This window comes from Pseudomonas trivialis, from assembly GCF_036864995.1.
GTDB classification, from domain to species: Bacteria; Pseudomonadota; Gammaproteobacteria; order Pseudomonadales; family Pseudomonadaceae; genus Aquipseudomonas; species Aquipseudomonas trivialis.
In genome coordinates this window covers 653,637-676,830 of sequence record NZ_CP142151.1, presented here as the reverse complement: position 1 = coordinate 676,830, position 23,194 = coordinate 653,637, and the positions used below count along the sequence as shown (strand labels likewise).

The window sequence follows — 23,194 nt, the reverse complement described above, 5'->3', positions numbered from 1 at the left end:
GGGGCTTTGGTGGCAGATTCCTGCCAGAATCGCCGGTTACCTAACGGGCGGCGATAAAGAAATAACTGTTCAGATTTTATCCAATTCAGCCTTTATCCAGTCATCGAGAGCGGGTATCATGCCAACCCTTTTTCGAACTCTAATGATCCGGCCCCACAACAGGGAAGTCCTATGTCGGCGGTACGCATCGGCCCATACACATTGCAGAACGGCTTGATCCTCGCCCCGATGGCGGGCGTCACCGACCAGCCCTTTCGTCAGCTGTGCAAACGTTTGGGTGCGGGTCTTGTAGTCTCGGAAATGGTCACCAGCGACATGAGCTTGTGGAACACCCGCAAATCGCGGATGCGCATGATCCACGAAGGTGATCCCGAGCCCCGCTCGGTACAGATCGCCGGTGGTGATGCGCAGATGCTGGCGGACGCGGCCCGGGCCAATGTGGAGCTGGGTGCACAGATCATTGATATCAACATGGGCTGCCCGGTCAAGAAGGTCTGCAACAAGGCCGCCGGTTCCGCGCTGTTGAAGGACGAGCAGTTGGTTGCCGAGATCCTGCAGGCCGTTGTGGCCGCAGTCGATGTGCCGGTAACCCTGAAGATCCGTACCGGCTGGGACCGGGACAACAAGAACGGCCTGACAGTGGCGAAGATCGCTGAACAGGCAGGCATTACGGCGCTGGCGGTGCATGGTCGCACCCGCGCCGATCTGTACACAGGTGTTGCCGAGTACGACACCATTGCCGCGATCAAGCAGGCGGTGTCGATGCCGGTATTTGCCAATGGCGATATCGACTCGGCCGAGAAAGCCCGGCGCGTGCTGCACGCCACCGGCGCCGATGGCCTGTTGATTGGCCGGGCCGCCCAGGGGCGGCCATGGATCTTTCGTGAGATCGAGCATTTCCTGCGCACTGGCGAGGTATTGCCGGCACCGGAGTTGCCCGAGGTGGAACGTATTCTGCTAGAGCATCTGGCGGCCCTTCACACGTTTTACGGCGATGTGATGGGCGTGCGTATTGCTCGCAAGCATGTGGGTTGGTATCTCGCAACCCTGCCAGGCGCCAGGGAGTTTCGCGCCGGGTTCAATCGTTTGGATGAAACGCAAGCACAGGTCACCGCCGTTCGTGAGTTCTTTACCGAGCGAGACAAGAGCCTGAGAGCAGGGGACGGAGAATGGGTGGCCGCATGACGATGATGACCGAGACTTTAGTGAGTGGAACAGCACCCGTGAGCGACAACGTCAATTTGAAACAGCACCTGAACACGCCGAGCGAAGAAGGCCAGACCCTTCGCGGGAGTGTGGAGAAGGCGCTGCACAATTATTTCGCCCACCTTGAGGGCGCTTCCGTCACGGACGTGTACAACCTGGTGCTTTCCGAAGTCGAGGCGCCCTTGCTCGAAAGCGTGATGAACTACGTCAAGGGTAACCAGACCAAAGCCAGTGAGCTGCTCGGCCTCAACCGTGGCACCTTGCGCAAAAAGCTCAAGCAGTACGATTTGCTGTAAGCATTCAATCAAACCAGAAAGGCGCCCGCGTAGAACCGGTCGCCTTTTTTGCTGACTCCTTTGCTTTTGATGGAAATTGAAATGACCGACCAGACTACCCGCCTGCCGATCCGCCGCGCCTTGATCAGTGTTTCCGACAAGACCGGCATCCTGGAATTTGCCCGGGAGCTGGAAGCCCTGGGCGTGGAAATCCTCTCCACGGGCGGGACCTTCAAACTGCTGCAGGACAACGGCGTGGCCGCAGTGGAAGTGGCGGACTACACCGGTTTCGCAGAAATGATGGACGGTCGGGTCAAGACCCTGCACCCGAAAATCCACGGCGGCATCCTCGGCCGTCGCGGTATCGACGACGCCATCATGAGCGAGCACGGCATCAAGCCGATCGACCTGGTGGCCGTCAACCTCTACCCGTTCGAAGCCACCATCAACAAGCCCGGCTGCGACCTGCCGACCGCCATCGAAAACATCGACATCGGCGGCCCTACCATGGTCCGCTCGGCAGCCAAGAACCATAAAGACGTGGCCATCGTGGTCAACGCCGGCGACTACGCCCAGGTGCTCGAAGGCCTCAAGGCTGGCGGCCTGACTTACGCCCAGCGCTTCGACCTGATGCTCAAGGCGTTCGAACACACCGCCGCCTACGACGGCATGATCGCCAACTACATGGGCACCGTGAATCAGGCCGCCGACACCCTGAGCACCGAAGACCGCAGCCAGTTCCCGCGCACCTTCAACAGCCAGTTCATCAAGGCTCAGGAAATGCGCTACGGCGAGAACCCGCACCAGAGCGCGGCGTTCTACGTTGAGGCCAAGCCTGCCGAAGTCGGCATCGCCACCGCGACCCAATTGCAAGGTAAAGAGCTGTCCTACAACAACGTGGCCGACACCGACGCCGCGCTGGAATGCGTAAAGAGCTTCGTCAAGCCGGTCTGCGTGATCGTCAAGCACGCCAACCCGTGCGGCGTGGCGGTAAGCCCCGACGCAGAAGGCGGGATTCGCCAGGCCTACGAACTGGCCTACGCCACCGACACCGAGTCGGCCTTCGGCGGCATCATTGCCTTCAACCGTGAGCTGGACGCCGAAACCGCCAGGGCCATTGTCGAGCGTCAGTTCGTCGAAGTGATCATCGCCCCAAGCGTCAGCGCAGAAGCCCGCGCCATCGTCGCCGGCAAAGCCAACGTGCGCCTGCTGGCGTGCGGCGAGTGGTCGGCCGAGCGTGCCGCTGCCTGGGACTACAAGCGCGTCAATGGCGGCCTGCTGGTACAGAGCCGCGACATCGGCATGATCGGCAGTGAAGACCTGAAAGTCGTGACCCAACGCGCGCCGACCGAGCAGGAGATCAACGACCTGATCTTCGCCTGGAAAGTGGCCAAGTACGTTAAATCCAATGCCATCGTCTACGCCAAGAACCGCCAGACCATCGGTGTCGGCGCCGGCCAGATGAGCCGCGTGAACTCGGCGCGCATTGCTGCGATCAAGGCTGAACACGCCGGTCTGCAGGTGGCTGGTTCGGTGATGGCGTCCGACGCGTTCTTCCCGTTCCGTGATGGCCTGGACAACGCCGCCAAGGCAGGCGTGACCGCCGTGATCCAGCCGGGCGGTTCGATGCGTGATGCCGAAGTGATCGCCGCTGCGGATGAGGCCGGCATTGCCATGGTCTTCACCGGCATGCGCCACTTCCGTCACTGATCCAACTTGATCGAAATGTGGGAGGGGCTTGCTCCCGATGGCGGTATTTCAGCAGGCGATTATTTGACTGATAGACCGCTATCGGGAGCAAGCCCCCTCCCACATAAAGCGCTCTTGCGGCGCCCAACAGAATTTGCGTCATCCGAGGTTTTTGAAATGAATGTTTTGATCATTGGCAGCGGTGGCCGTGAACACGCCCTGGCCTGGAAAGTTGCTCAGGACCCACGCGTCCAGAAGGTTTTCGTGGCACCCGGCAACGCCGGTACCGCCATTGAAGCCAAGTGCGAGAACGTCGCCATCGACGTACTGGCCCTTGAGCAGTTGGCTGACTTTGCCGAAAAGAACGTTTCGCTGACCATCGTCGGCCCGGAAGTACCGCTGGTGGCGGGCGTGGTGGATCTGTTCCGCAGCCGTGGCCTGGATTGCTTCGGCCCCACCGCTGGCGCCGCGCAGTTGGAAGGCTCGAAAGCCTTCACCAAGGATTTCCTGGCGCGTCACAAGATCCCCACCGCCGACTACCAGAACTTCACCGAGATCGAGCCGGCCCTGGCTTACCTGCGTGAAAAAGGCGCGCCAATCGTGATCAAGGCCGATGGCCTGGCCGCCGGTAAAGGCGTGATCGTCGCCATGACCCTGCAGGAAGCCGAAGACGCGGTACGCGATATGCTCGCCGGCAACGCCTTTGGTGACGCAGGTTCCAGGGTAGTGATCGAAGAGTTCCTCGACGGCGAAGAAGCCAGCTTTATCGTGATGGTCGACGGCAAGAACGTGCTGCCGATGGCCACCAGCCAGGACCACAAGCGCGTCGGCAACGGCGACAGCGGTCCGAATACCGGCGGCATGGGCGCCTACTCCCCTGCCCCCGTGGTCACCAGCGAAGTGCATCAGCGCGTCATGGACCTGGTGATCTGGCCGACCGTGCGCGGCATGGCCGACGAAGGCAACGTCTACACCGGTTTCCTCTACGCGGGCCTGATGATCGACAAGGCCGGCAACCCGAAAGTCATCGAATTCAACTGCCGCTTCGGCGACCCGGAAACCCAGCCGGTGATGCTGCGCCTGCAGTCCAGCCTGGTGCTGCTGGTGGAAGCCGCCCTGGCCCAGGCGCTGGACAAGGTTGAAGCGCAGTGGGACCCGCGCCCGAGCGTCGGGATTGTAATAGCCGCCGGGGGTTATCCCGCCGACTATGCCAAGGGCGATGTGATTGAAGGTCTCGAAGACGCTGCTACGCTGGAAGGCAAGGTGTTCCATGCGGGCACCGCGCTCAAGGATGGCAAGGTCGTGACCGCCGGTGGCCGCGTATTGTGCGCCACCGCGATGGGTGCCAGTGTCGACGCCGCGCAGCAACAGGCGTACAAGCTGGCGGCGAAGATCGACTGGCAAGGCTGTTTTTACCGCACGGACATCGGCTACCGCGCCATTGCCCGTGAACGTGGCGAGAACTCGTAGCTATCCGTTCGGTTAGGTGAGGGCCTGTGGCCCTTGCCGTACTCATGCCTCCCCGCGCATAGTTCACCCGTGCACCAACCTACGAAGGGATTTCGCCTTGCGCTGGCTCAGGATCGCCATAGGTTTCACTGTCAGCCTGCTGACATTGCTCTGCTTGTTCCCGGCCCAGGCGGCCGCACAAGGCAGTGGTTGGGCGATATTGCTCGACGAACAGGCTGACCTGCAACTGAGCGACATACGGTCCCCGCGCTACACCAATCAATTCAGCCCCACCGAACTGGACCGTATCACCGCTGCCCCGCCGGACGGTGCATTGTGGGTACGCTTCAAGCTGCAACCCGGCAAGCACGAGCAACTGCTGCGGGTGTTCGCCCCTGACCTGTCGCACTTGAGCCTGTACGTGCTGGACGGCGACGCCCTGGTCGAACAGCAGAACACCGGCACCCGCCAGCCGCAATCGGAGCGCCCGCTGCCCAGCAGTGACTTCATGCTGCCGATGCCCCAGAGCCAGAAGCCTCTGGAGGTGTACCTGCGCATGGTGTCGGAACACGAACTGCGCCCGTACATCACTCTGGAGCCGGCGGTACTGGCCGCCGCCAACCAGAACCAGACGCTGATCTACGGCCTGCTGTTCGGCGTACTGGCGATGCTGATCCTGCATAACCTCACGCGCTTCGCCTATCACCGCTCGCGCAGCAGCCTGTGGCTGGCGGCCTGCGAAGTGCTGTTGATGCTCAGCCTGGCGCTGCTGCTCAACCTGGTGGGGCCATGGCTGCCCAACTGGCACGCGATCCAGACCCCCGGCGCCTACCTCGCCCTGCTGCTCACCGCACCCTGCGGGCTGATGTATGCCTACCGTTTCTTCATGCCGCTGGGCCCGCATCCGCTGAACAAGCTGTTGATGGCCGATATCCTGGTGATTGTGCTCTGCGGCCTGTTGCTGCTGTTCGTCAACACCCTGCCGCTGAACATCATCACCTACGCCCTGGTGGCACTGGCAGGCCTGAGCATGCTGTTCGTCTCGGCCTATCACTGGCAAAAAGGCTACCGCCCGGCGCGCCTGTTCGTGGCGGCGATGGTGGTGTTCAACATCGGCACACTGATCATCCTGCCCGCCCTGCTCGGCCTGACGCTGGTGGCACCGCAGGGGCTGATCGTGACGCTGCTCGGTTTTATCTGCCTGAGCGGCCTGTTGATGAGCCTGGCGCTGGGCGAACGCCAGCGCGCCATTGTCGAAACCCGCTTCAGCCTCAGCCGTGACCTGGCCGCAAGCAACGCCGAAATCGCCGCCAAGGCCGAGTTTCTGGCAAAGATCAGCCACGAAATCCGCACCCCCATGAACGGCGTGCTGGGCATGACCGAGCTGCTGCTGGGCACGCCGCTGTCGGTCAAGCAGCGCGACTATGTGCAGACCATCCACAGCGCCGGCAACGAGCTGCTCACGCTGATCAACGAGATTCTCGACATCTCCAAGCTCGAATCCGGGCAGATCGAGCTCGATGACGTGCAGTTCGACCTCAATGCACTGATCGACGACTGCCTGAGCATCTTCCGCGCCAAGGCCGAACAGCAGAACGTCGAGCTGATCAGCTTTATCCAGCCCCAGGTGCCCCGCGTCATCAGCGGCGACCCCACGCGCCTGCGCCAGGCAATGCTGAGCCTGTTGGAAAACGCCCTGCAGAAAACCGACGAAGGTGAAGTGCTGATCGTGATCGCACTGGAAGACCGCAACACCCAGCCACGCCTGCGCATTGCCGTGCAGGACAGTGGCCTGCCGATGGACGCCGCCGAACGCGACGCCTTGCTGCACAGCGAACTGCACAGCAAGAACTTCGTTTCGGCCACGCGCCTGAGCGGCCACCTGGGCCTGGTGATTGCCCGCCAGTTGATCCTGTTGATGAACGGCGAGTTCGGCATCAAGAGTGGCACGCACCAGGGCAGCACCCTGTGGCTGACCCTGCCGCTGGACCCGCAGCGCCTGCAACATCCCACCTGCGACCTGGACGGTCCGCTGCAGGATGCGCGCGTGCTGGTGGTGGACGACAACGACACCTGCCGCAAGGTGCTGGTGCAGCAATGCAGCGCCTGGGGCCTGAACGTGAGCGCCGTGTCGTCCGGCAAGGAAGCCCTGGCGCTGCTGCGTACCAAGGCGCACCTGCGCGACTACTTCGATGTGGTGCTGCTGGATCAGAACATGCCCGGCATGACCGGCATGCAGCTCGCGGCCAAGATCAAGGAAGACCCGAGCCTGAACCACGACATCCTGCTGATCATGCTCACCGGCATCAGCAACGCGCCGAGCAAAATCATCGCGCGCAACAGCGGGATCAAGCGCATCCTCGCCAAGCCGGTGGCCGGTTATACACTCAAGACCACCCTGGCCGACGAACTGACCCAGCGCAACAAAGGCAACGCACAGCCACGCGCGCAACTCAGCGCACCAGCCGCGATTACTGTGCCGGCCGACTTCCGCATCCTCGTGGCCGAAGACAACAGCATCTCCACCAAAGTGATTCGCGGCATGCTTGGCAAGCTCAACCTCAACCCGGACACCGCCAGCAACGGCGAAGAAGCCCTGCAGGCGATGAAGGCCCAGCGCTACGATCTGGTGTTGATGGACTGCGAAATGCCGATCCTCGATGGCTTCTCCGCCACACAGCAACTGCGCGCGTGGGAAGTCAGCCACCAGCGCATCCGCACGCCGGTGGTGGCGCTGACTGCGCATATCCTCTCGGAACACAAGGAACGCGCACGCCAGGCCGGAATGGACGGGCACATGGCCAAGCCGGTGGAGTTGTCGCAGTTGCGTGAGCTGGTGGAATTCTGGGTGGCACAGCGCCAACAGCGCCCGGAACACGAGCCCTCCTGACTTCAACTGCGCTGTCTTGCAGCAAACTCTAGCCGCTGTGGCGAGCGGGCTCGCCCTGATGCCGTTCAGTCAAGCGCAGATCCCCTGTGGGAGTTGGCTTGCCTGCGAAGACGGTAGTCCAGCAAACATTGATGTTGACTGACCCACCGCTTTCGCGGGCAAGCCGCTCCCACATTTTGTACGGCGTTCGGCAAACCATTCCGGTCGGCTCTAAGGCCGCCGCGCTTTTGCTTTTGATCTGAGGCGCCCCGTCAAATCGTCTTCGCAATCTCACAGGCCTGATAAATGCCTCAGATGCGGTATCTGGCGATAGCCGACTGCACCTTGTCCCCCGCGCTCTCGCGCATCAGCTGGATGGTTTTTTCGTTGACCAGCGAGGTATTGAGCACCAGGCAGGTCTGCCCGCTGAAGGCTTCGAACGAGGAACTGTCCCACTCCAGAAACGGCAGCCCCACCTGTTTGCTCACGCCCTGGCTGCTGTAGGTCACCAGCACCATCATCACTTCGCCGTTGGCTTCGGTGCACGACGCCACGCCAAAGTCACCGCCCTGCTGCAGCGTACTGTTGCGCTTGAACAGCTCGAACGAGGCGGGTTGCTGCTTCATGGCCTCCAGCGCATCCGCCGCCAGCCTGGGCAAGGCCGCCAGCACCGGCCCGGCCAGTGCGGTCGAGGCGAGCATCGCGGCAATCATGTTCAGCACCGCCAGTTGCACCGTCAGGCCCTTGCCGCTGCTGGAGACCCGCTCGAAGCTGCTGCGCATCGGCAGCCAGCCCAGGCTGATCATCACCTTGAGGAATTCGTCATACCACGCCTCGGTGCCGCGATGAATCTTCAACACATCGCTGACATAACTGCTGGCCAGCAGGTAACTTTTGCGAATGTATTCGCGGCTCAGGCCGGACAGTCCCTCGGCAAACGAGATCACGCTGTTGTTGACCACCGCCGCGTTCGACTCATCCTCGAGGTCGGGCGCCGACAATGCCGGCGCACCTGGCGCCGCCGGCAGCTTGTAGGCCGCAATCAACTTGCGCCTTTTTGTACTGTTGATCCTTCTATGATGTCGCTCCATGTTCAGCTCTCCACAAGCACCCCACATTGGGGCTGCCTTCACCCTAGTCCAGTGACGGGCGCGCTTGCCAGACCACACTTATCCCTTGCCTGCTCGCACCTGAACATGCCGCCCAGCAATTGCCGGGCGCAGCGCCAGGTCGCACTTATTTCATCGATGAAAAAAGAAAAAGCCCCGACTAACCCCCGGTATAACCCGAGAATTAATCGGAGCTTTCCCACGGTATCAGGCGTTGGGTTTGTCGCCGTACCAGCGCGGCGTGTATACCCACTCACCGCCACCGGCACGCGGGAATGTGCAGGTGGTGGACGAGCCGATCAGCACCATGGTGCGCATGTCCACCTGCTCGGGCGTGAGTTGCCCCAGAGTGGTGACGCGCAGGCTCTGGCCCGGTCGCCCGATATCGCGGCCGAGCACCACCGGCGTTTCGGCCGTGCGGTGCTGCGCGACGATTTCCAGCGCTCGCCCCAGTTGCCAAGGCCGTGCGCGGGAGATCGGGTTGTAGAACGCCAGCGCCAGGTCGGCCTGGGACGCGAGGTCCAGGCGTTTTTCGATGATCGACCAGGGCTTGAGGTTGTCCGACAGCGACATCATGCAGAAGTCGTGACCCAACGGCGCGCCGGCCTGGGCGGCGGTCGCCAGCGACGCAGACACCCCCGGCAAAATCTGCAGGTCGACCTGATGCCACGCCGGGTCGCTGGACTCGTGCAGCGCCTCGATCACTGCCGCCGCCATGGCAAATACGCCCGGGTCGCCGGACGACACGACCACCACCGAACGGCCTTGCACGGCCAGTTCGAAGGCGTGCCGCGCGCGCTGCATTTCTTCGCGGTTGTCGGTGCAGTGTTGTACCTGATCGTCGCGGAACGGCCCGGCCATGCGCACGTAGGTTTCATAGCCCAGCACATCGGTACAGCGCGCCAGCTCGGCCTTCACCGCCGGCACCATCAACTCGACGGCGCCGGGGCCCAGACCGATCACTGCGAGACGACCACGCGCGCGACCGACCTGGGACAGGTCCAGCGGTTGCTCGGCAACATCGATCACGATATCGGCGTCCTGGCTGACGCTGGCGAACCGTAGCGGCACCGCCAACTGCGTTGCGGCTTCGTGCAGCGACGCGTCCGCCATCTGCGTGTCACTGGCCAACAGACAGGCCAGCGATTGCAGCGCGATGCCGGCCTGTTGCAGCGCGGTGCGCACCCGCTCGGCCAACTGCGCGCCTGGTTTGCAGGTGACGCTCACATTTTTCGGGTAAATCAGCAGTTCATTGGCCGCAGGCGCGCGCGCGGCGCTGCCCACGTGAATCGCCAGATGAGCCTGCTGATCCCGGGGCAGATTCGCCTCGTTCAACCACGGCGCCGCCCCTTCGATGCGCACACGTTCACCGGCCAGCAGATCGCTGACAAAGCGCTTGCCCAGCTCCAGGTCTCCCAGTTCATAACCCTGGGGCGGGTTGAGCAGGCAGGTGCCGAAACGCAGCTCGCCACTGGTGGTGATCGCCGCCGCCACGTTCAAGGCCGCCGCGATCTCGCGCGCCATGACATTCACACCGCCCAGGTCACCGAGCAGCGGCACCACCGCACTGCCGTCCTCGGCCACCGCCAGCACGGCGGGCTCTTCGCCCTTTTCCAACAACAGCGGCGCCAGGGTGCGAATCACAATGCCGGCAGCGCACAGCGCAATCAGCGGCGTGCCCTGCTGGTAGAGCTGGCGCAGCGTGGCGCCGAATTCGCTGTAATTTACGTCCGCGCCTTCGATGCGTCCGGCCAGGCCGTGGATCAACGCGCCGGGATACACCTGCTGGATCCGGCGCGCCGTGGCGAGGCTGCCCTGGCCGAGGATAACGATCGCGGGACTGATCATCCTTGCCACCGTTCACCGGGCACAATGATCAGCGAGAAATATGGCGACGACATCGGCACCACCTGGTCCAACGGCACGATTTTCTGATTGGCCATGGTTGCGCGCTCCACATACAGCGCACGGTCGGCAAGCCCCAGTTCTTCCAGCACCTGGCGCACCTTGGGGAAGTTGCGGCCCAGCTTCATGATCACCGCCGCGTCGGCATCAGCCAAACGGCGCTTGAGGTCTTCATGGGGCAATACCCCCGACAGCACCGACAGGCTCTGGTTGCGGTACACCAGCGGCGCGCCAAGCACCGAAGCGCCACCGAGCATCGAGCACACACCGGGGATGACCTGTGCTTCGTAGCGCTCGGCGAGGCGGTCGTGCAGGTACATGTAGGAGCCGTAGAAGAACGGGTCACCCTCGCAGATCACCGCCACATCGCGGCCGGCGTCCAGATGCGCCGCCACGTGCAGGCTGGCGGTGTCGTAGAAGTCGCTGATCACCTGTTCGTAGGACAGCGGCGCCGGCAGCGCTTCGGTGGTCACCGGGTACACCAGCGGCATCAGGGTCTGCTGGGGCACCAGGTGGTCCTCGATGATGCTGAACGCGTTGCCTTTCTTGCCCTTGGCCACAAAGTACGCCACCACCGGAGATTCGCGCAGCAGGCGCAGGGCCTTCACGGTGATCAGCTCCGGGTCGCCGGGGCCGACGCCCAGGCCGATCAAGCGTCCGCGTGCCGGCATCACTCCACCTCCGTGGCAAGCGCATTGACGGCGGCGGCGGCCATGGCGCTGCCGCCGAGGCGACCCTGCATGATCACGAAGGGCACGCCACGGCTGTCGGCGGCGAGCATTGCCTTGGATTCAGCGGCGCCGACGAAGCCAACAGGAAAGCCGAGTATCAGCGCCGGTTTCGGCGCGCCGGCATCGAGCATCTCCAGCAGGTAAAACAGCGCGGTCGGTGCGTTGCCGATCACCACCACACTGCCTTTCAGGTGCGGGCGCCACAGCTCCAGCGCGGCGGCAGAGCGGGTGTTGCCCAAGTCGCGCGCCAACTGCGGCACGCTGTCGTCACGCAGGGTGCAGATCACCTGATTGTTGGCCGGCAGGCGCGTGCGGGTCACGCCTTCGGAGACCATCCGCGCGTCACACAGGATCGGCGCGCCGGCCGCCAGCGCATCGCGCCCGGCCTTGCCCGCACCTTCGGAGAACTGCAGGCCGTCGATGGCGCCGACCATGCCGCACGCATGAATCACCCGCACCGCGAGTTTTTCCAGGTCGACCGGGATGCGCTTCAGGTTGGCTTCCGCGCGAATGATGGCGAAGGAGTTGCGATAGATCTCCTGACCGTCGCGGATGTAATCAATCATCGGTGTTGCTCCGTGGACGAGCGCGCAGCACGGCGCCCGCCGCTTCAATGGAAAGGTTGCGCGCGTGCAGCCGGCCGAAACCCGGCTGGGCTGCATCGCGAAAATAGAGGTCGTAGTGGCCGGGGCTCACCGCCAGCAAGGTGACTGGCGCGGTGTGCGCAGCGGCGCAGGAGCGCGAGCAGCCGGACAGGTGCACGTCGTGGCCGGGCGGCAGGCCGAGAGCGTCGGCCTTGGTGTCGGCCAGGCCCTTGGCGCAGCCGCTGGAACCGGTGCAGGCGATCACGCGGGCCAGGGGTTGCTCGCCCGAGCAGAGAAAGCCCAGTTGCGCCAAACCCGCAGTCACCGCTTGAGGTTGTGTGAGGTTGGGCAGCAGCACGCCTTGCCAGGGAGTGAAGCGCAAGGTGCCGTCGCCATGCTCGCTGGCCAGTTGCGCGGCGCCGCTGAGCATCGTCGAATCCAGACGACCCAACGGCGCAACGGCGGCGACGTAACATCGGTTTTTTTGCCGCTGTGGATAACTGCCCAGGTGCTGCAAGGCATCACTGGCCGGGCGTTTGAAGCCATCTGCCGGCAACAGCGGCAGGCTCAGGCGGCTCACCAGGTTATCCACCGCCAGATGACGCATGCGCGTTTGCTGCGGCGTCGCCAGTGCCAGAAACGCGTCCAGCACGGCGACCACCAGGGCATGCCCCTGCTCCAGACGCACGGCCGCCAGTGGCGCATCCAGCCCCGGGCACCCGGCCAGGCCGAACGCCAGCAAGGTATCGCCGCCGTGTTCAAACGCCGACAGCCACAAGTCGTGAGGGTGTTCGAGCATCGCCAAAGCCTCGCCGCCGTCCAGTTGCACGGCGAATTTGGCCGACAGTTCATGAAAGCGCGGATGGTTTTCCAGGGTGGCGAGGATCTGCGCGGCCAGCGGGCGGGTGTCGAACAGCATCTGCGGGTCGATGCCGGCACTGGGGCTGAGCATCAGGTTGCGCACGTCGTCACCCGCCGCATTATTCGGCCCAAGGCCTGCAGCCAGCAGGGCTGCGATCAAGGCGTCCTGCTCGGCGCCGATCCCGCGAATCTGCAGGTTGGCGCGGTTGGTCGCCTCGATCACGCCGCCTGCGTAGGCCCGGGCCGCGTCCGCCACGGCGTGGGCCTGGGTGGCGGTGATCGAACCGCCGGCCAGTTTGATCCGGCAGATGCCGCCATCCAGCGCCTGGACGATACGCAGCAACCCCGGACAAGCCGAGGGGCGCAAGGTGTTCAGGGCGGGCGATGGGTTCACGGGGCTACCGGTTGACGGGTAAAGGCGCGGTATTATGCCTGCTTTGTCCGGCGGCATGAAAAGCCTGCCCGTCGGATGTCGCTCAAGGAATGGATATGTCGCCCTGGCTGACGGTTGTAGGCATCGGTGAAGACGGCTTCAATGGGCTGGGCAAAAACGCCCGGCACGCCCTGTTGCGCGCCACGCGGATTATAGGTGGTCAGCGCCAGTTGGACCTGCTGCCGGTGTGTATTCGCGGCGAACGGCAACTGTGGCCGAGCCCGTTTTCCCTGGAGCCGGTACTGGCACGGCGCGGTGAGCCGGTGTGCGTCCTGGCCAGCGGCGATCCAATGTTCTACGGCGTGGGCGCCAGCCTGGCGCGCCAAGTGGCGGCGGATGAGCTGCTGGTGTTGCCGGCACCGTCGTCCGTCTCGCTGGCGGCGGCACGGCTGGGTTGGCCGTTGCAGGACGTGGTGACGTTATCCGTGGTCGCCCGGCCGCTGGCGGCGCTCAACGCGCATCTGGCCAGCGGCGTGCGTTTGCTGGTGTTGAGTAACGACGGCAGCAGCCCTGGGTTGATCGCCGCGTTGCTGGCACAGGCCGGGTTTGGACCGAGCCGACTGAGCGTGTTTGAACACCTGGGCGGCGCGGATGAGCAGCGCATCGATGGGCTCGCGCAGTCGTGGACGCTGGACCGGGTCGCCGATTTGAACCTGGTCGCCATCGACTGCCAGGCCTGCAGTGACACGCCGGGGCTGTCACGCCTTGCCGGCCTGCCGGATTCGGCGTTCCGGCACGACGGTCAACTGACCAAGCGTGACGTGCGCGCCATGACCCTCGCGCGCCTCGCGCCGCTGCCCGGCGAACTGCTGTGGGATGTGGGCGCGGGCAGTGGCTCCATCGGCATCGAATGGATGCGCACGCACCCAAGCTGCCGCGCGTTGGCGATTGAAGCCGATGGCGGTCGCCAGGGCCTGATCGAACACAACCGTGATGCCCTTGGCGTGCCAGGCCTGCAACTGATTCGCGGCAAGGCACCCGGGGTTCTGACGGGGCTTGAGGCACCGGACGCGATCTTCATCGGCGGCGGCGTTACCCGCGAGGGCGTGCTGGAAACCTGCTGGCAGCAATTGCGCCCAGGCGGGCGGCTGGTCGCCAATGCGGTGACCCTGCAAAGCGAAATGACCCTGATGAACTGGCGCGCCCGGCATGGCGGCGAACTCACGCGCATCCACGTGGCCCAGGCGCAGCCGTTGGGGGAATTCGATACGTGGCGCCAGGCGCTGCCGATCACCCTGCTGGACATGGTCAAGCCGTTATGAACAGGATTTTGCTGCTGGGCGGCGTGACCGAGGCGCTGGCCATCGCGCGCACGTTAGGGCCGCAGCATATCTACAGCCTGGCGGGGGTTGGGCGCGTGCCCACCGACCTGACCTGCCAGGTACGTGTGGGGGGCTATGGTGGTGCGGACGGCCTGGCGCAGTTTGTGCGCGCTGAAGGCGTCAGCCTGATTCTCGACGCGACCCACCCGTATGCGGCGCAGATCAGCCACAACGCGGCCCAGGCGGCGCGCGCCTGCGGGGTGCCGTGCTGGGCGCTGCGGCGTCCGGCCTGGCAGCCGCAGCCCGGGGACGACTGGCGCGAAGTCGGTGACTGGACGCAGTTGGCCGAAGCGTTGAAACCGTTCAAACGACCGTTGTTCACCCTGGGCCGCGAGCCGTTGCAGCACCTCGACGAAATCCCCGACCACCAGTTCTGGACCCTGCGCGCGCTGGAGGTGTACCCGGGCAATGAACGCTGCGAAGTGATCGGCGCGCGCGGGCCATTTCTGCTCGAGGATGAGCGTCAGTTGTTTGCGCGCCAGCGAATTGATGTGCTGATCAGCAAAAACAGTGGCAGCACGGCCACCGAGCCAAAGCTGGAGGTGGCGCGGGAAAGGGGGTGCCGGTGTTGGTGCTGAGGCGGCCGGTGCTGGCAACCGTAGACCTGGAACTATTGTCGCCTGAAGAAACACTCATCGCGTTGGCAAATTTCATTCGATAAGTCAGAAGCGGTCGCCTGCTTGATTGGTAGCCTATTTGTTACCTTCAGGCCGGCTAATGATTGAGATTGAAGAATACCGACGCGACAGCCATTCCCCGCCTATCCTCAAACCCTGCGACACCACACCAGCCTTTTTACTTATCCACCCCGTTCAGGCTAAATACCCGCCTGATCGCTTACCCCACGGATTGTCCACCATGGCCCGTCAACACTTTGCACTTGCCTGGATCGCCTGCCTTGCAGTGCTGTTCAATGCGTTTGCAATGCCGCTGGCCAATGCGATGCAGCCAGCGCACGATCCGGTCACGCAGCTGTTCTGGGGCGGGTTCTGTTCGTCCACTGGCGCAAGCGTCAACACCGTCGCCCTGGGCCAGTTGGAGATCCCGGCGCCGCAGCAGGACGATCACTCCACCATGCAGCATTGCTGGTGCTGCTCGGGCTCGACGCCATGGGTGGCGCTGCCGGGGCATGTGCCGCAGTTGTACGTCACTCGGTTTGAAGCCTCCCAGGGCCTGCCACCGCAGTCGCGGCAGGCCCCCACCCCGCGCCGTCAATGGCCGAGCCTCAACCCCCGCGCCTCTCCCACGGTCTGATTTGCTTCGCTCGTGAACTGCGTTCAAAAACCGTTCTGGAGAACTGTCATGCTCAAATCTTCCCTGCTGCTGGCCGCATTGCTGATGCCAGTGTTCAGCGCCGCCAATGCCGACGACTACAAGGCCGGCGAGCTGCTGGTCAGCGACCCCTGGTCCCAGGAGCTGCCACCGAATGCGCCCACCGTCGCGGCGTATTTCGTGATCCATAACGACGGCAAAACCCCGGACCGTCTGCTCGGCGTCGAAACCCCCGTGGCCGACAAGGCCGAGCTGCATGAGCATGTGATGCAGGGCGACCTGATGAAGATGCAGCAGGTAACCAGCGTCGCAGTGCCGGCCAAAGGTGAACTGACCTTTGCGCCCATGGCGTATCACGTGATGCTGCTGGGCCTCAAGGACCGCAGTTTGTTGGCCGATGGCAAGCACTTCCCGCTGACCCTGACCTTCGAAAAGGCCGGCAGGGTCGAAGTGCAAGTGTCGGTGCAAAAGGCACCGCCCCACGCGCATAACCACGCCCAATAGGTCGCTGATCGATGGGCGCCCCTCGCGCCGGGCTGTCTGCACGCCACCGCCTGACACGCGGCGGCTGGGTCAGCCTGTTCGCCATGCTGATGATCTTTATCGGTCCGCTGATTTCCCAGGCGATGCCGATGAATCATCACGTCGGCATGTCCATGGACATGCCGGCACACCACGGCAAATCCCATCACCCTCAAGCTCCCGACGACCATCACGCACTCTGGGCAAAATGCGGCTATTGCGACCTGCTGTTCAGTTGCCCCGCCCTGCCCGGCGGCCTGTCCTGGGTCGCCCTCGACACACCGCCGCCGATAGGCGCCCTTACCCCCGCCCCGCGCCTGGGTCATGCCCGGCAAAGTACCTTCCCAGGCGCCCGTACCCGCGCTCCGCCCGCTGCCGCGTAAGCCCTTTACACCCTGTGCTTGTAAAGAGCATCGGGAGCAAGCCCCTCGCACATTCAAATGTGTTCACAGATCGACTGTGGGAAGGGGCTTGCTCCCGATGAAGCCCAACCGGCATCCAACATTCAAGGCTTGCGGAGCCCCTGATGACCACCCAAAAAGTATCCTTCTACAACCTCGCCTGGCGCTGGCACTTCTACGCCGGCCTCTTCGTGGCACCGTTCATGGTGCTGCTGGCCCTCACCGGCATCATCTACCTGTTCAAACCCCAGCTAGACCCGTTGATGTACGCCGACCTGCTCACCGTAAAAAGCGCCGAGCACGCTCTGAGCGCCGACGAACAGTTGCAGCGCGCCAGGGCCGCGTACCCGCAGGCGACGGTCAGCAAGTACCTGCCACCGGTCGACGCCACCCGCAGCGCGCAATTCGTCATGCACAACGGCGGCCGCGAACTAACCGTGTTCGTCGACCCCTATCGCGGCAACGTGCTCGGCGAGCAGGACGCCAAATACAACCTGCAAGCCATCGCCCGCGCGCTGCACGGTGAGTTGATGATCGGCACCACCGGCGACCGCCTGGTGGAACTCGCCGCCGGTTGGGGGGTGATGCTGGTGGTGTCCGGCCTGTACCTGTGGTGGCCGCGTGGCAAGTCATCGGCCGGAGTCCTGTGGCCACGCCTGAGCGCCAGGGGCCGCCTGCTATGGCGCGACCTGCACGCCGTCGCCGGTTTCTGGGGCGCGGCCTTCCTGCTGGTGATGCTGCTCAGCGGCATGACCTGGACCGGCTTCTGGGGCAAGCAATACGCCGCCCTGTGGAACACCTTCCCCGCGGCAATGTGGAACAACGTGCCGCAGTCCGACCAGCAGGCGCGCATCCTCAACAGCGCCAGCCAGCAGACGGTGCCGTGGGCGATGGAAAACACGCCGATGCCGATGTCCGGCGACCATGCCGAACACATGAACCACGGCGCCATGCATGCAGGCCCCGCCGCGCCCGGCGTGCGCCTGCAACAGGTGGTCGACCTTGCCACTGCGCGCAAGGTCGAACCCGGCTACAGCATCACCTTCCCCACCACCGCCACAGGCGTGTTCACAGTCTCGGTGTTCGCCGACGACCCGCGCAATGACGCCACCCTGCATGTGGACCAGTACACCGGCAAGGTCCTCGCCGACGTGCGCTGGCAGCACTACAACCTGGCGGCGCGCGCCACCGAGACCGGCGTGATGCTGCACGAAGGCAAGATGTTCGGCTGGGTAAACCAACTGATCGTATTGCTGATCTGCCTGATGATTCTGCTCAGCGCGGTCAGTGGCGTGGTGATCTGGTGGAAGCGCAGGCCCATGGGCGGGCTGGGCGTTCCGCCGCTGCGTCATGACCTGCCGAAATGGAAAACCGCGATGCTGATCATGCTCGGCCTGGCGATCATTTTTCCCTTGGTAGGCGCGTCGTTGATCGCCGTGTGGGCAGTCGATCGCCTGGTGCTGTCGCGTCTTTTTGCTCAAGGTGAATCCGCCTCAGGTTCTGCATGAAACCGGCGAGATGCCCACGCCACAAGGCTTGTGTAGGCTGCGCGAACTTTTAGTCATGCAGTCGATAAGTGTTAACTTATAACACTTTGTGCGTTATCGTTGCTCGCCGCGCCCTGCGGCGAGCACACCCCAGGAAGACTGATCGACCGATGAACAAGTACCTTGCGTCCGGCCTGTGCCTGCTCGCCCTGCACAACAGCGCCCAGGCCCTGACCCTGCCAGCCAGCCCCGTCACCGCGCCCGCCGTGGATGACGAACGGGTCGACCTGAACACCCCGACCACCGCTGGCTCGCGCCTTAACCTCACCGCCCTGCAAACCCCGGGCAGCGTCGAAAGCCAGACCGGCACGCAGATTCGCCAGCGTGGCGATGCCAGTGTGCAGGACGCCATCTCCCGTGCCACCGGCATCAGCCGCACCGGCTCGCCGGGCGACGGCGGCACCTCGTTGTCGGCACGCGGTTTTACCGGCCAGGGTTCGGTGATGCAGCTGTACGACGGCAACCGCATGTACATGGGCATGGGCACCTCGACCTTCCCGGTGGACACCTGGTCGGTGGAACGCGTTGACGTGCTGCGCGGCCCGGCCTCGGTGCTGTACGGCGAAGGCGCCACCGGTGCGGTGATCAATACCGTGCCGAAAAAGCCGTTCGAAGGCGAAATCGAAAACCACGTGCGCCTCGGCTACGGCTCCTACGACCGCCAACAGCAAGCCCTCGACAGCGGCGGCTCGCTGACCGACACCTTGAGCTATCGCTTGAACGTCAACCGCCTGCGCAGCAACGGTTTCATCGACCGTGGCGACTCGGCCAGCGACTTCGTCAGCGGTGCGCTGCGCTGGCAGGCGGCGGACACCCTGAGCTTCACACTTGCCAGCGACTACGGTGACCAGCAACCGCAAAACTACTTCGGCACCCCGTTGATCAATGGCCAGTTGCACAAGGGCCTGCGCGACAAAAATTACAACGTCAGCAACGACACCCAGCACTACAACGACCAGTGGACGCGCCTGACCAGCGAGTGGCAGATCAACGACAGCGTCAGCACCACCAACGAGTTGTTCTACCTGAAAAACCAGCGCCGCTGGCAGAACGCCGAGAACTACAACTTCACCAACGGCCAACTCACCCGCAGCGGCAACTTCGGCATCAAGCACAATCAGGAACAGGTGGGTGATCGCCAGACCGTCACCTTCAAGCACACGCTGTTCGGTCTCGACAGCCAGACCGTGACCGGCATTGAGTACAACCGCATCCGCTTTCGCCTGGCCAGCAACTCGCCGTTTGACGACACCTTTGCCAACGGCCAGCCCATCGACGTGAACCACCCGCAACCGGGGCCGTTTGCCAGCGCCGATCCGTTCGAACCGCTGTTCGCCACCACCACCAAAACCGTTGCAGGTTTTGCCGAAAACCGCCTGCAGCTCACTGACCAGCTTGCACTGGTCACCGGCATTCGCCGCGACTACGCCCATGTCGATCGCGATGATTTGCGCGATGGCAGCCAAACAAGCAGAACGCTGACCGGCAACAACTGGAAGGCCGGGCTGGTGTATGCAATCACGCCGGACACCTCGGTCTATGGCCAGTACGCCACCAGCACCGACGGCGTCGGCGGCCTGATTTCGCTGAGTCCGAGCCAGCAGCAGTTCGACCTGTCCACGGCCCGACAAAGCGAAATCGGCATCAAGCAGGCGTTCTGGAGCGGACGCGGCAACTGGACCCTGGCGGCCTACCACATTGTGAAAAAGAAACTGCTGACCGACGTTCCGGGAAACCCGAACCTCAAGCAGCAAGTCGGCCAGCAATCCTCCAGTGGCCTGGAAGCCAGCCTCGACCTGCAACTGCCCAATGCCTGGCAACTGCAAGCCAACGCCGCCCTCGTGCGTGCGCAGTACGACGACTTCCAGCAGGACGTCGGCGGTGAGCAGGTATCGCGCGACGGCAACCGCCCGGTGGACGTGCCGCGACGAACCGCCAACCTGTGGCTGAGCAAGGCCGTGAGCGAAAACATCCGCGCCGGGGCCGGCGTGCGGTATGTCGACGCGCGTTATGCCGACATGGCCAACCAGAACGAACTGCCGAGCTACACCGTGGTGGACGCGAGCGTGTCATGGAAGGCCCTGCGCAACACCACCCTGGGCCTGCAGCTGAACAACCTGTTTGACCGCACCTACGCCGTCAGCCAGTACAACGACGGCCAACAGTGGATCCTCGGCGAGCCGCGCTCGCTGTTCGTCACGGCGGACTACACCTTCTGACCGGCATTACACACAGCCCCCTCCCACCTTTAGACCCTGCACTGCACCTGAGAAAATTGATGACCGCACTGAGCCTCACTCACCTCACCTGGACCCCACGGGACCACGGCAGCTGTCATCACCAGTTCCACCTGTGTGACGCCAGCCTGCACGTCGCCGCCGGTGAGTTCGTGGGGCTGATAGGCCCCAACGGCAGCGGCAAGACCAGCCTGCTGCGCTGCGCCTACCGTTTCAGCAAACCGGACCAGGGCGACGTGCTGCTGCAGCACCAGAACGTGTGGAAGCAAAGCGCCAAGTGGTGCGCGCAACGCATCGCCGTGGTGCTGCAGGAGTTCCCCGATGCCTTCGGCCTGCGCGTGGATGAAGTGGTCGCCATGGGCCGCACGCCCCACAAGGGCCTGTTCGACGGCGACACCGTGCACGACCGGCAGTTGGTGTGCAGCATGCTCGAATCAGTTGGCATGCAAGGTTTCGAAGACCACGCTTTCGCCACCCTCTCAGGCGGCGAAAAGCAGCGTGTGATCCTCGCCCGCGCCCTGGCCCAGGAGCCGCACCTGCTGATCCTCGACGAGCCGACCAACCACCTCGACCCGCGTTACCAACTGGAGCTGCTGCGCCTGGTCAAGCGCCTGCACATCGGCACCCTGGCCAGCATCCACGACCTGAACCTGGCCGCCGCGTTCTGTGATCGCCTGTACGTGATCGACCACGGCCGCATCATCGCCAGCGGCACACCCCATGAAGTCCTCACCGCCGAACTGCTGCACGACGTGTTTGGCGTGCAGGCACTGATCGACACTCACCCCTTGTCCGGCTACCCCCGAATCACCTGGATAACTCAACCATGATCCTGCGCTCACTGCTGTCTCTCGCCCTGCTGCTCGGCACCGCCCAGGCGTTCGCCGAGGCCACCCATTACCCGGTGACCATCAAGAGCTGCAACCGCAACGTGACCTTCCAGGAAGCGCCGCAACATGCGGTCAGCCATGACATCAACATGACCCAGATGATGCTCGCCCTGGGCTTGAAGTCGCGGATGGCCGGCTACAGCGGCGTCACTGGCTGGAAGTCGGTGACGCCCGAGATGGCCGCGATCCTCGACGGCCTGCCGGAACTGGCGAGCAAGTACCCGTCGGTGGAAACCCTGCTCAACGCCAACGTGGATTTCTTCTTCGCTGGCTGGGACTACGGCATGCGCGTAGGCGGCGACCTCACGCCCGCCACCCTGCAACCCTTGGGCATCAACGTGTATGAGCTGACCGAGTCCTGCGCGTTCGTGATGAAGCGCAAGGCGGCAACCCTGGACGACACCTACAACGACCTGCGCAATCTGGGCAGGATCTTCGACGTGCAGGACCGCGCCAACGCACTGATCGCGCAGATGCAGGCGCAAGTGGCCGAGGTGCAAAAAGACCTGCCGGCCGACAAACCCCGTGTGTTTCTTTACGACAGCGGCGAAGACCGCGCCATGACCTCCGGGCGCCTGGGCATGCCGCACGCGCTGATCGCCGCCGCTGGCGGGCGCAATATCCTCGACGACATCGACGCCAGCTGGACCCGCGTCAACTGGGAAACCGTGGTAGAGCGCAACCCGCAGGTGATCGTGATCGTCGACTACAGCGAAATCACTGCCGACCAGAAGGAGCAATTCCTGCTCAATAACCCCGCGCTGCAAGGGGTGGACGCGATCAAAAACCAGCGCTTTATCGTAATCCCTTACGTGCAGGCCACGCCGGGCATCGACAACGTGCAGGCGGTGGAAACCCTGGCCAAGGGGTTCCACGGCGAATGATCAGCCGTCGCTACGCCCTGTTGCTCGCCGCCCTCGGTGCGCTGTTGCTGGTGTCCTGCGTAATCTCCCTGGGCTTCGGCCCGGCGCGAGTGCCGGTGGACGTGGTGTGGCGCATCCTGCTGCACAAGGCCTTTGGATTCGGCGAGGTGAACTGGCCGGCCGGGCAGGAGCATATTGTCTGGCTGATCCGCGTGCCGCGCATGCTGCTCGGGGCGTTGGTGGGTGCGGGGCTGGCGCTGATCGGCGCGGTGCTGCAGGCGGTCACGCGCAACCCCTTGGCCGACCCGCACCTGCTCGGCGTCACGTCCGGCGCCACCCTGGGCGCTGTGATCGTGGTGCTGCATGTGGGTGAAATCATCGGTTTGCTGACCCTGCCCATCGCTGCATTCATCGGCGCGCTGGCGAGCATGCTGGTGGTGCTGGCGGTGGCCAGTCGCAATGGCCGGCTGGAGAGTGATCGCCTGTTGCTGTGCGGCGTGGCGGTGTCCTTTGTGATGATGGCCGCCGCCAACCTGCTGCTGTTCATGGGCGACCATCGTGCAGCGTCGGCGGTGATGTTCTGGATGCTCGGCGGCCTTGGCCTGGCACGCTGGGAGTTGCTCGCGATTCCCGCCGCCACGGTGCTGCTGGGCCTGCTGATCCTGCTGGGCATGGCCCGGCCGCTGAACGCGCTGATGGCCGGCGAACAGACCGCCGTGACCCTCGGGCTCAACGCGCGCACGGTACGCCTGAAGGTGTTTCTGGTGGCCTCGCTGATGACTGGCGTACTGGTGGCCATTAGCGGCTCCATCGGCTTTGTCGGGCTGATGGTGCCGCATATCGCGCGGCGTCTGGTCGGCGCCGAGCATCGTCGTCTGCTGCCGGTGTGCGCGCTGCTGGGCAGCCTGTTCCTGGTGTGGGTGGATGTGGCCGCGCGCACCCTGATCGCCCCCGAGGATCTACCGATCGGCGTGGCCACGGCGGCGATTGGCGGGTTGTTTTTTATCGGGTTGATGCGCAAGCGCTAAC

At 63.9% G+C, this 23,194-nt stretch carries 19 protein-coding genes and 1 pseudogene; 15 read left to right on the top strand and 5 right to left on the bottom strand.

Annotation, left to right across the window (positions count from 1 at the left end):
* Window positions 1-171: 171 nt before the first annotated feature.
* The 5 genes from dusB (at window position 172) to VRB54_RS02780 (ending at window position 7,509) form a co-directional block, all read left to right on the top strand.
* Entirely contained in the window at window positions 172-1,185 is a 1,014-nt protein-coding gene (gene dusB / locus VRB54_RS02800) for a tRNA dihydrouridine synthase DusB (RefSeq protein WP_338479446.1), read from the top strand.
* Window positions 1,182-1,502: a DNA-binding transcriptional regulator Fis gene (gene fis / locus VRB54_RS02795; RefSeq protein WP_003221275.1), complete on the top strand. Its 321-nt coding sequence runs from the start codon at window positions 1,182-1,184 to the stop codon at window positions 1,500-1,502. The genes dusB and fis overlap by 4 nt, the downstream gene beginning before the upstream one ends.
* Before the next feature lie 81 nt (window positions 1,503-1,583).
* Entirely contained in the window at window positions 1,584-3,191 is a 1,608-nt protein-coding gene (purH, locus tag VRB54_RS02790) for a bifunctional phosphoribosylaminoimidazolecarboxamide formyltransferase/IMP cyclohydrolase (RefSeq protein ID WP_338479445.1), read from the top strand.
* A 156-nt stretch (window positions 3,192-3,347) separates the two neighbouring features.
* Window positions 3,348-4,640, top strand: a complete 1,293-nt coding sequence (gene purD, locus VRB54_RS02785; RefSeq protein WP_338479444.1) for a phosphoribosylamine--glycine ligase — start codon at window positions 3,348-3,350, stop codon at window positions 4,638-4,640.
* Window positions 4,641-4,737: 97 nt separating this feature from the next.
* Complete coding sequence (locus tag VRB54_RS02780) at window positions 4,738-7,509, top strand: hybrid sensor histidine kinase/response regulator (protein ID WP_338479443.1); 2,772 nt, start codon at window positions 4,738-4,740, stop codon at window positions 7,507-7,509.
* A gap of 290 nt (window positions 7,510-7,799) precedes the next feature.
* On the opposite strand, the gene VRB54_RS02775 is transcribed toward VRB54_RS02780, so the two are convergent.
* The 5 genes from VRB54_RS02775 to cobG all read right to left on the bottom strand — a co-directional run bounded on the left by VRB54_RS02775 (window position 7,800) and on the right by cobG (window position 13,129).
* On the bottom strand, window positions 7,800-8,579 hold the full coding sequence (locus VRB54_RS02775) for a hypothetical protein (RefSeq protein ID WP_338479442.1): 780 nt from the start codon (window positions 8,577-8,579) through the stop codon (window positions 7,800-7,802).
* A 225-nt stretch (window positions 8,580-8,804) separates the two neighbouring features.
* On the bottom strand, window positions 8,805-10,445 hold the full coding sequence (gene cobJ, locus VRB54_RS02770; RefSeq protein ID WP_422396073.1) for a precorrin-3B C(17)-methyltransferase: 1,641 nt from the start codon (window positions 10,443-10,445) through the stop codon (window positions 8,805-8,807).
* A complete protein-coding gene (locus VRB54_RS02765) occupies window positions 10,442-11,173 on the bottom strand; it encodes a precorrin-2 C(20)-methyltransferase (RefSeq protein ID WP_338479441.1) in 732 nt (243 codons plus the stop codon). The genes cobJ and VRB54_RS02765 overlap by 4 nt, the downstream gene beginning before the upstream one ends.
* Window positions 11,173-11,799, bottom strand: coding sequence for a precorrin-8X methylmutase (locus tag VRB54_RS02760; RefSeq protein ID WP_338479439.1), 627 nt, complete (start codon window positions 11,797-11,799; stop codon window positions 11,173-11,175). Before VRB54_RS02760 ends, VRB54_RS02765 begins: the two co-directional genes overlap by 1 nt.
* Window positions 11,792-13,129, bottom strand: coding sequence for a precorrin-3B synthase (gene cobG / locus VRB54_RS02755; RefSeq protein WP_338479438.1), 1,338 nt, complete (start codon window positions 13,127-13,129; stop codon window positions 11,792-11,794). The genes VRB54_RS02760 and cobG overlap by 8 nt, the downstream gene beginning before the upstream one ends.
* Window positions 13,130-13,167: 38 nt before the next feature.
* On the opposite strand from cobG, the gene cbiE reads away from it, so the two are divergent.
* The 10 genes and pseudogenes from cbiE to VRB54_RS02705 all read left to right on the top strand — a co-directional run bounded on the left by cbiE (window position 13,168) and on the right by VRB54_RS02705 (window position 23,193).
* Window positions 13,168-14,373 carry a precorrin-6y C5,15-methyltransferase (decarboxylating) subunit CbiE gene (gene cbiE / locus VRB54_RS02750; RefSeq protein WP_338479437.1) on the top strand — a complete coding sequence of 402 codons (1,206 nt, stop codon included), beginning with the start codon at window positions 13,168-13,170 and terminating at the stop codon, window positions 14,371-14,373.
* Window positions 14,370-15,094, top strand: a pseudogene (locus VRB54_RS02745) (cobalt-precorrin-6A reductase). Before cbiE ends, VRB54_RS02745 begins: the two are co-directional and overlap by 4 nt.
* Before the next feature lie 197 nt (window positions 15,095-15,291).
* Window positions 15,292-15,687: a DUF2946 domain-containing protein gene (locus VRB54_RS02740; RefSeq protein WP_338479436.1), complete on the top strand. Its 396-nt coding sequence runs from the start codon at window positions 15,292-15,294 to the stop codon at window positions 15,685-15,687.
* A 48-nt stretch (window positions 15,688-15,735) separates the two neighbouring features.
* Window positions 15,736-16,209 (top strand): copper chaperone PCu(A)C, encoded by a 474-nt coding sequence (locus VRB54_RS02735; RefSeq protein ID WP_338479435.1) that lies wholly within the window; start codon window positions 15,736-15,738, stop codon window positions 16,207-16,209.
* An 11-nt stretch (window positions 16,210-16,220) separates the two neighbouring features.
* Window positions 16,221-16,610 (top strand): DUF2946 domain-containing protein, encoded by a 390-nt coding sequence (locus VRB54_RS02730; protein WP_338479434.1) that lies wholly within the window; start codon window positions 16,221-16,223, stop codon window positions 16,608-16,610.
* A gap of 143 nt (window positions 16,611-16,753) precedes the next feature.
* Entirely contained in the window at window positions 16,754-18,136 is a 1,383-nt protein-coding gene (locus VRB54_RS02725; protein ID WP_338479433.1) for a PepSY domain-containing protein, read from the top strand.
* A gap of 149 nt (window positions 18,137-18,285) precedes the next feature.
* Entirely contained in the window at window positions 18,286-20,394 is a 2,109-nt protein-coding gene (locus VRB54_RS02720) for a TonB-dependent receptor (RefSeq protein ID WP_338479432.1), read from the top strand.
* Window positions 20,395-20,453: 59 nt separating this feature from the next.
* Window positions 20,454-21,242 (top strand): ABC transporter ATP-binding protein, encoded by a 789-nt coding sequence (locus VRB54_RS02715; RefSeq protein ID WP_057009705.1) that lies wholly within the window; start codon window positions 20,454-20,456, stop codon window positions 21,240-21,242.
* Window positions 21,239-22,186, top strand: a complete 948-nt coding sequence (locus VRB54_RS02710) for an ABC transporter substrate-binding protein (protein ID WP_338479431.1) — start codon at window positions 21,239-21,241, stop codon at window positions 22,184-22,186. Before VRB54_RS02715 ends, VRB54_RS02710 begins: the two co-directional genes overlap by 4 nt.
* A complete protein-coding gene (locus VRB54_RS02705; protein WP_338479430.1) occupies window positions 22,183-23,193 on the top strand; it encodes an iron ABC transporter permease in 1,011 nt (336 codons plus the stop codon). Before VRB54_RS02710 ends, VRB54_RS02705 begins: the two co-directional genes overlap by 4 nt.
* Window position 23,194 lies beyond the last annotated feature (1 nt).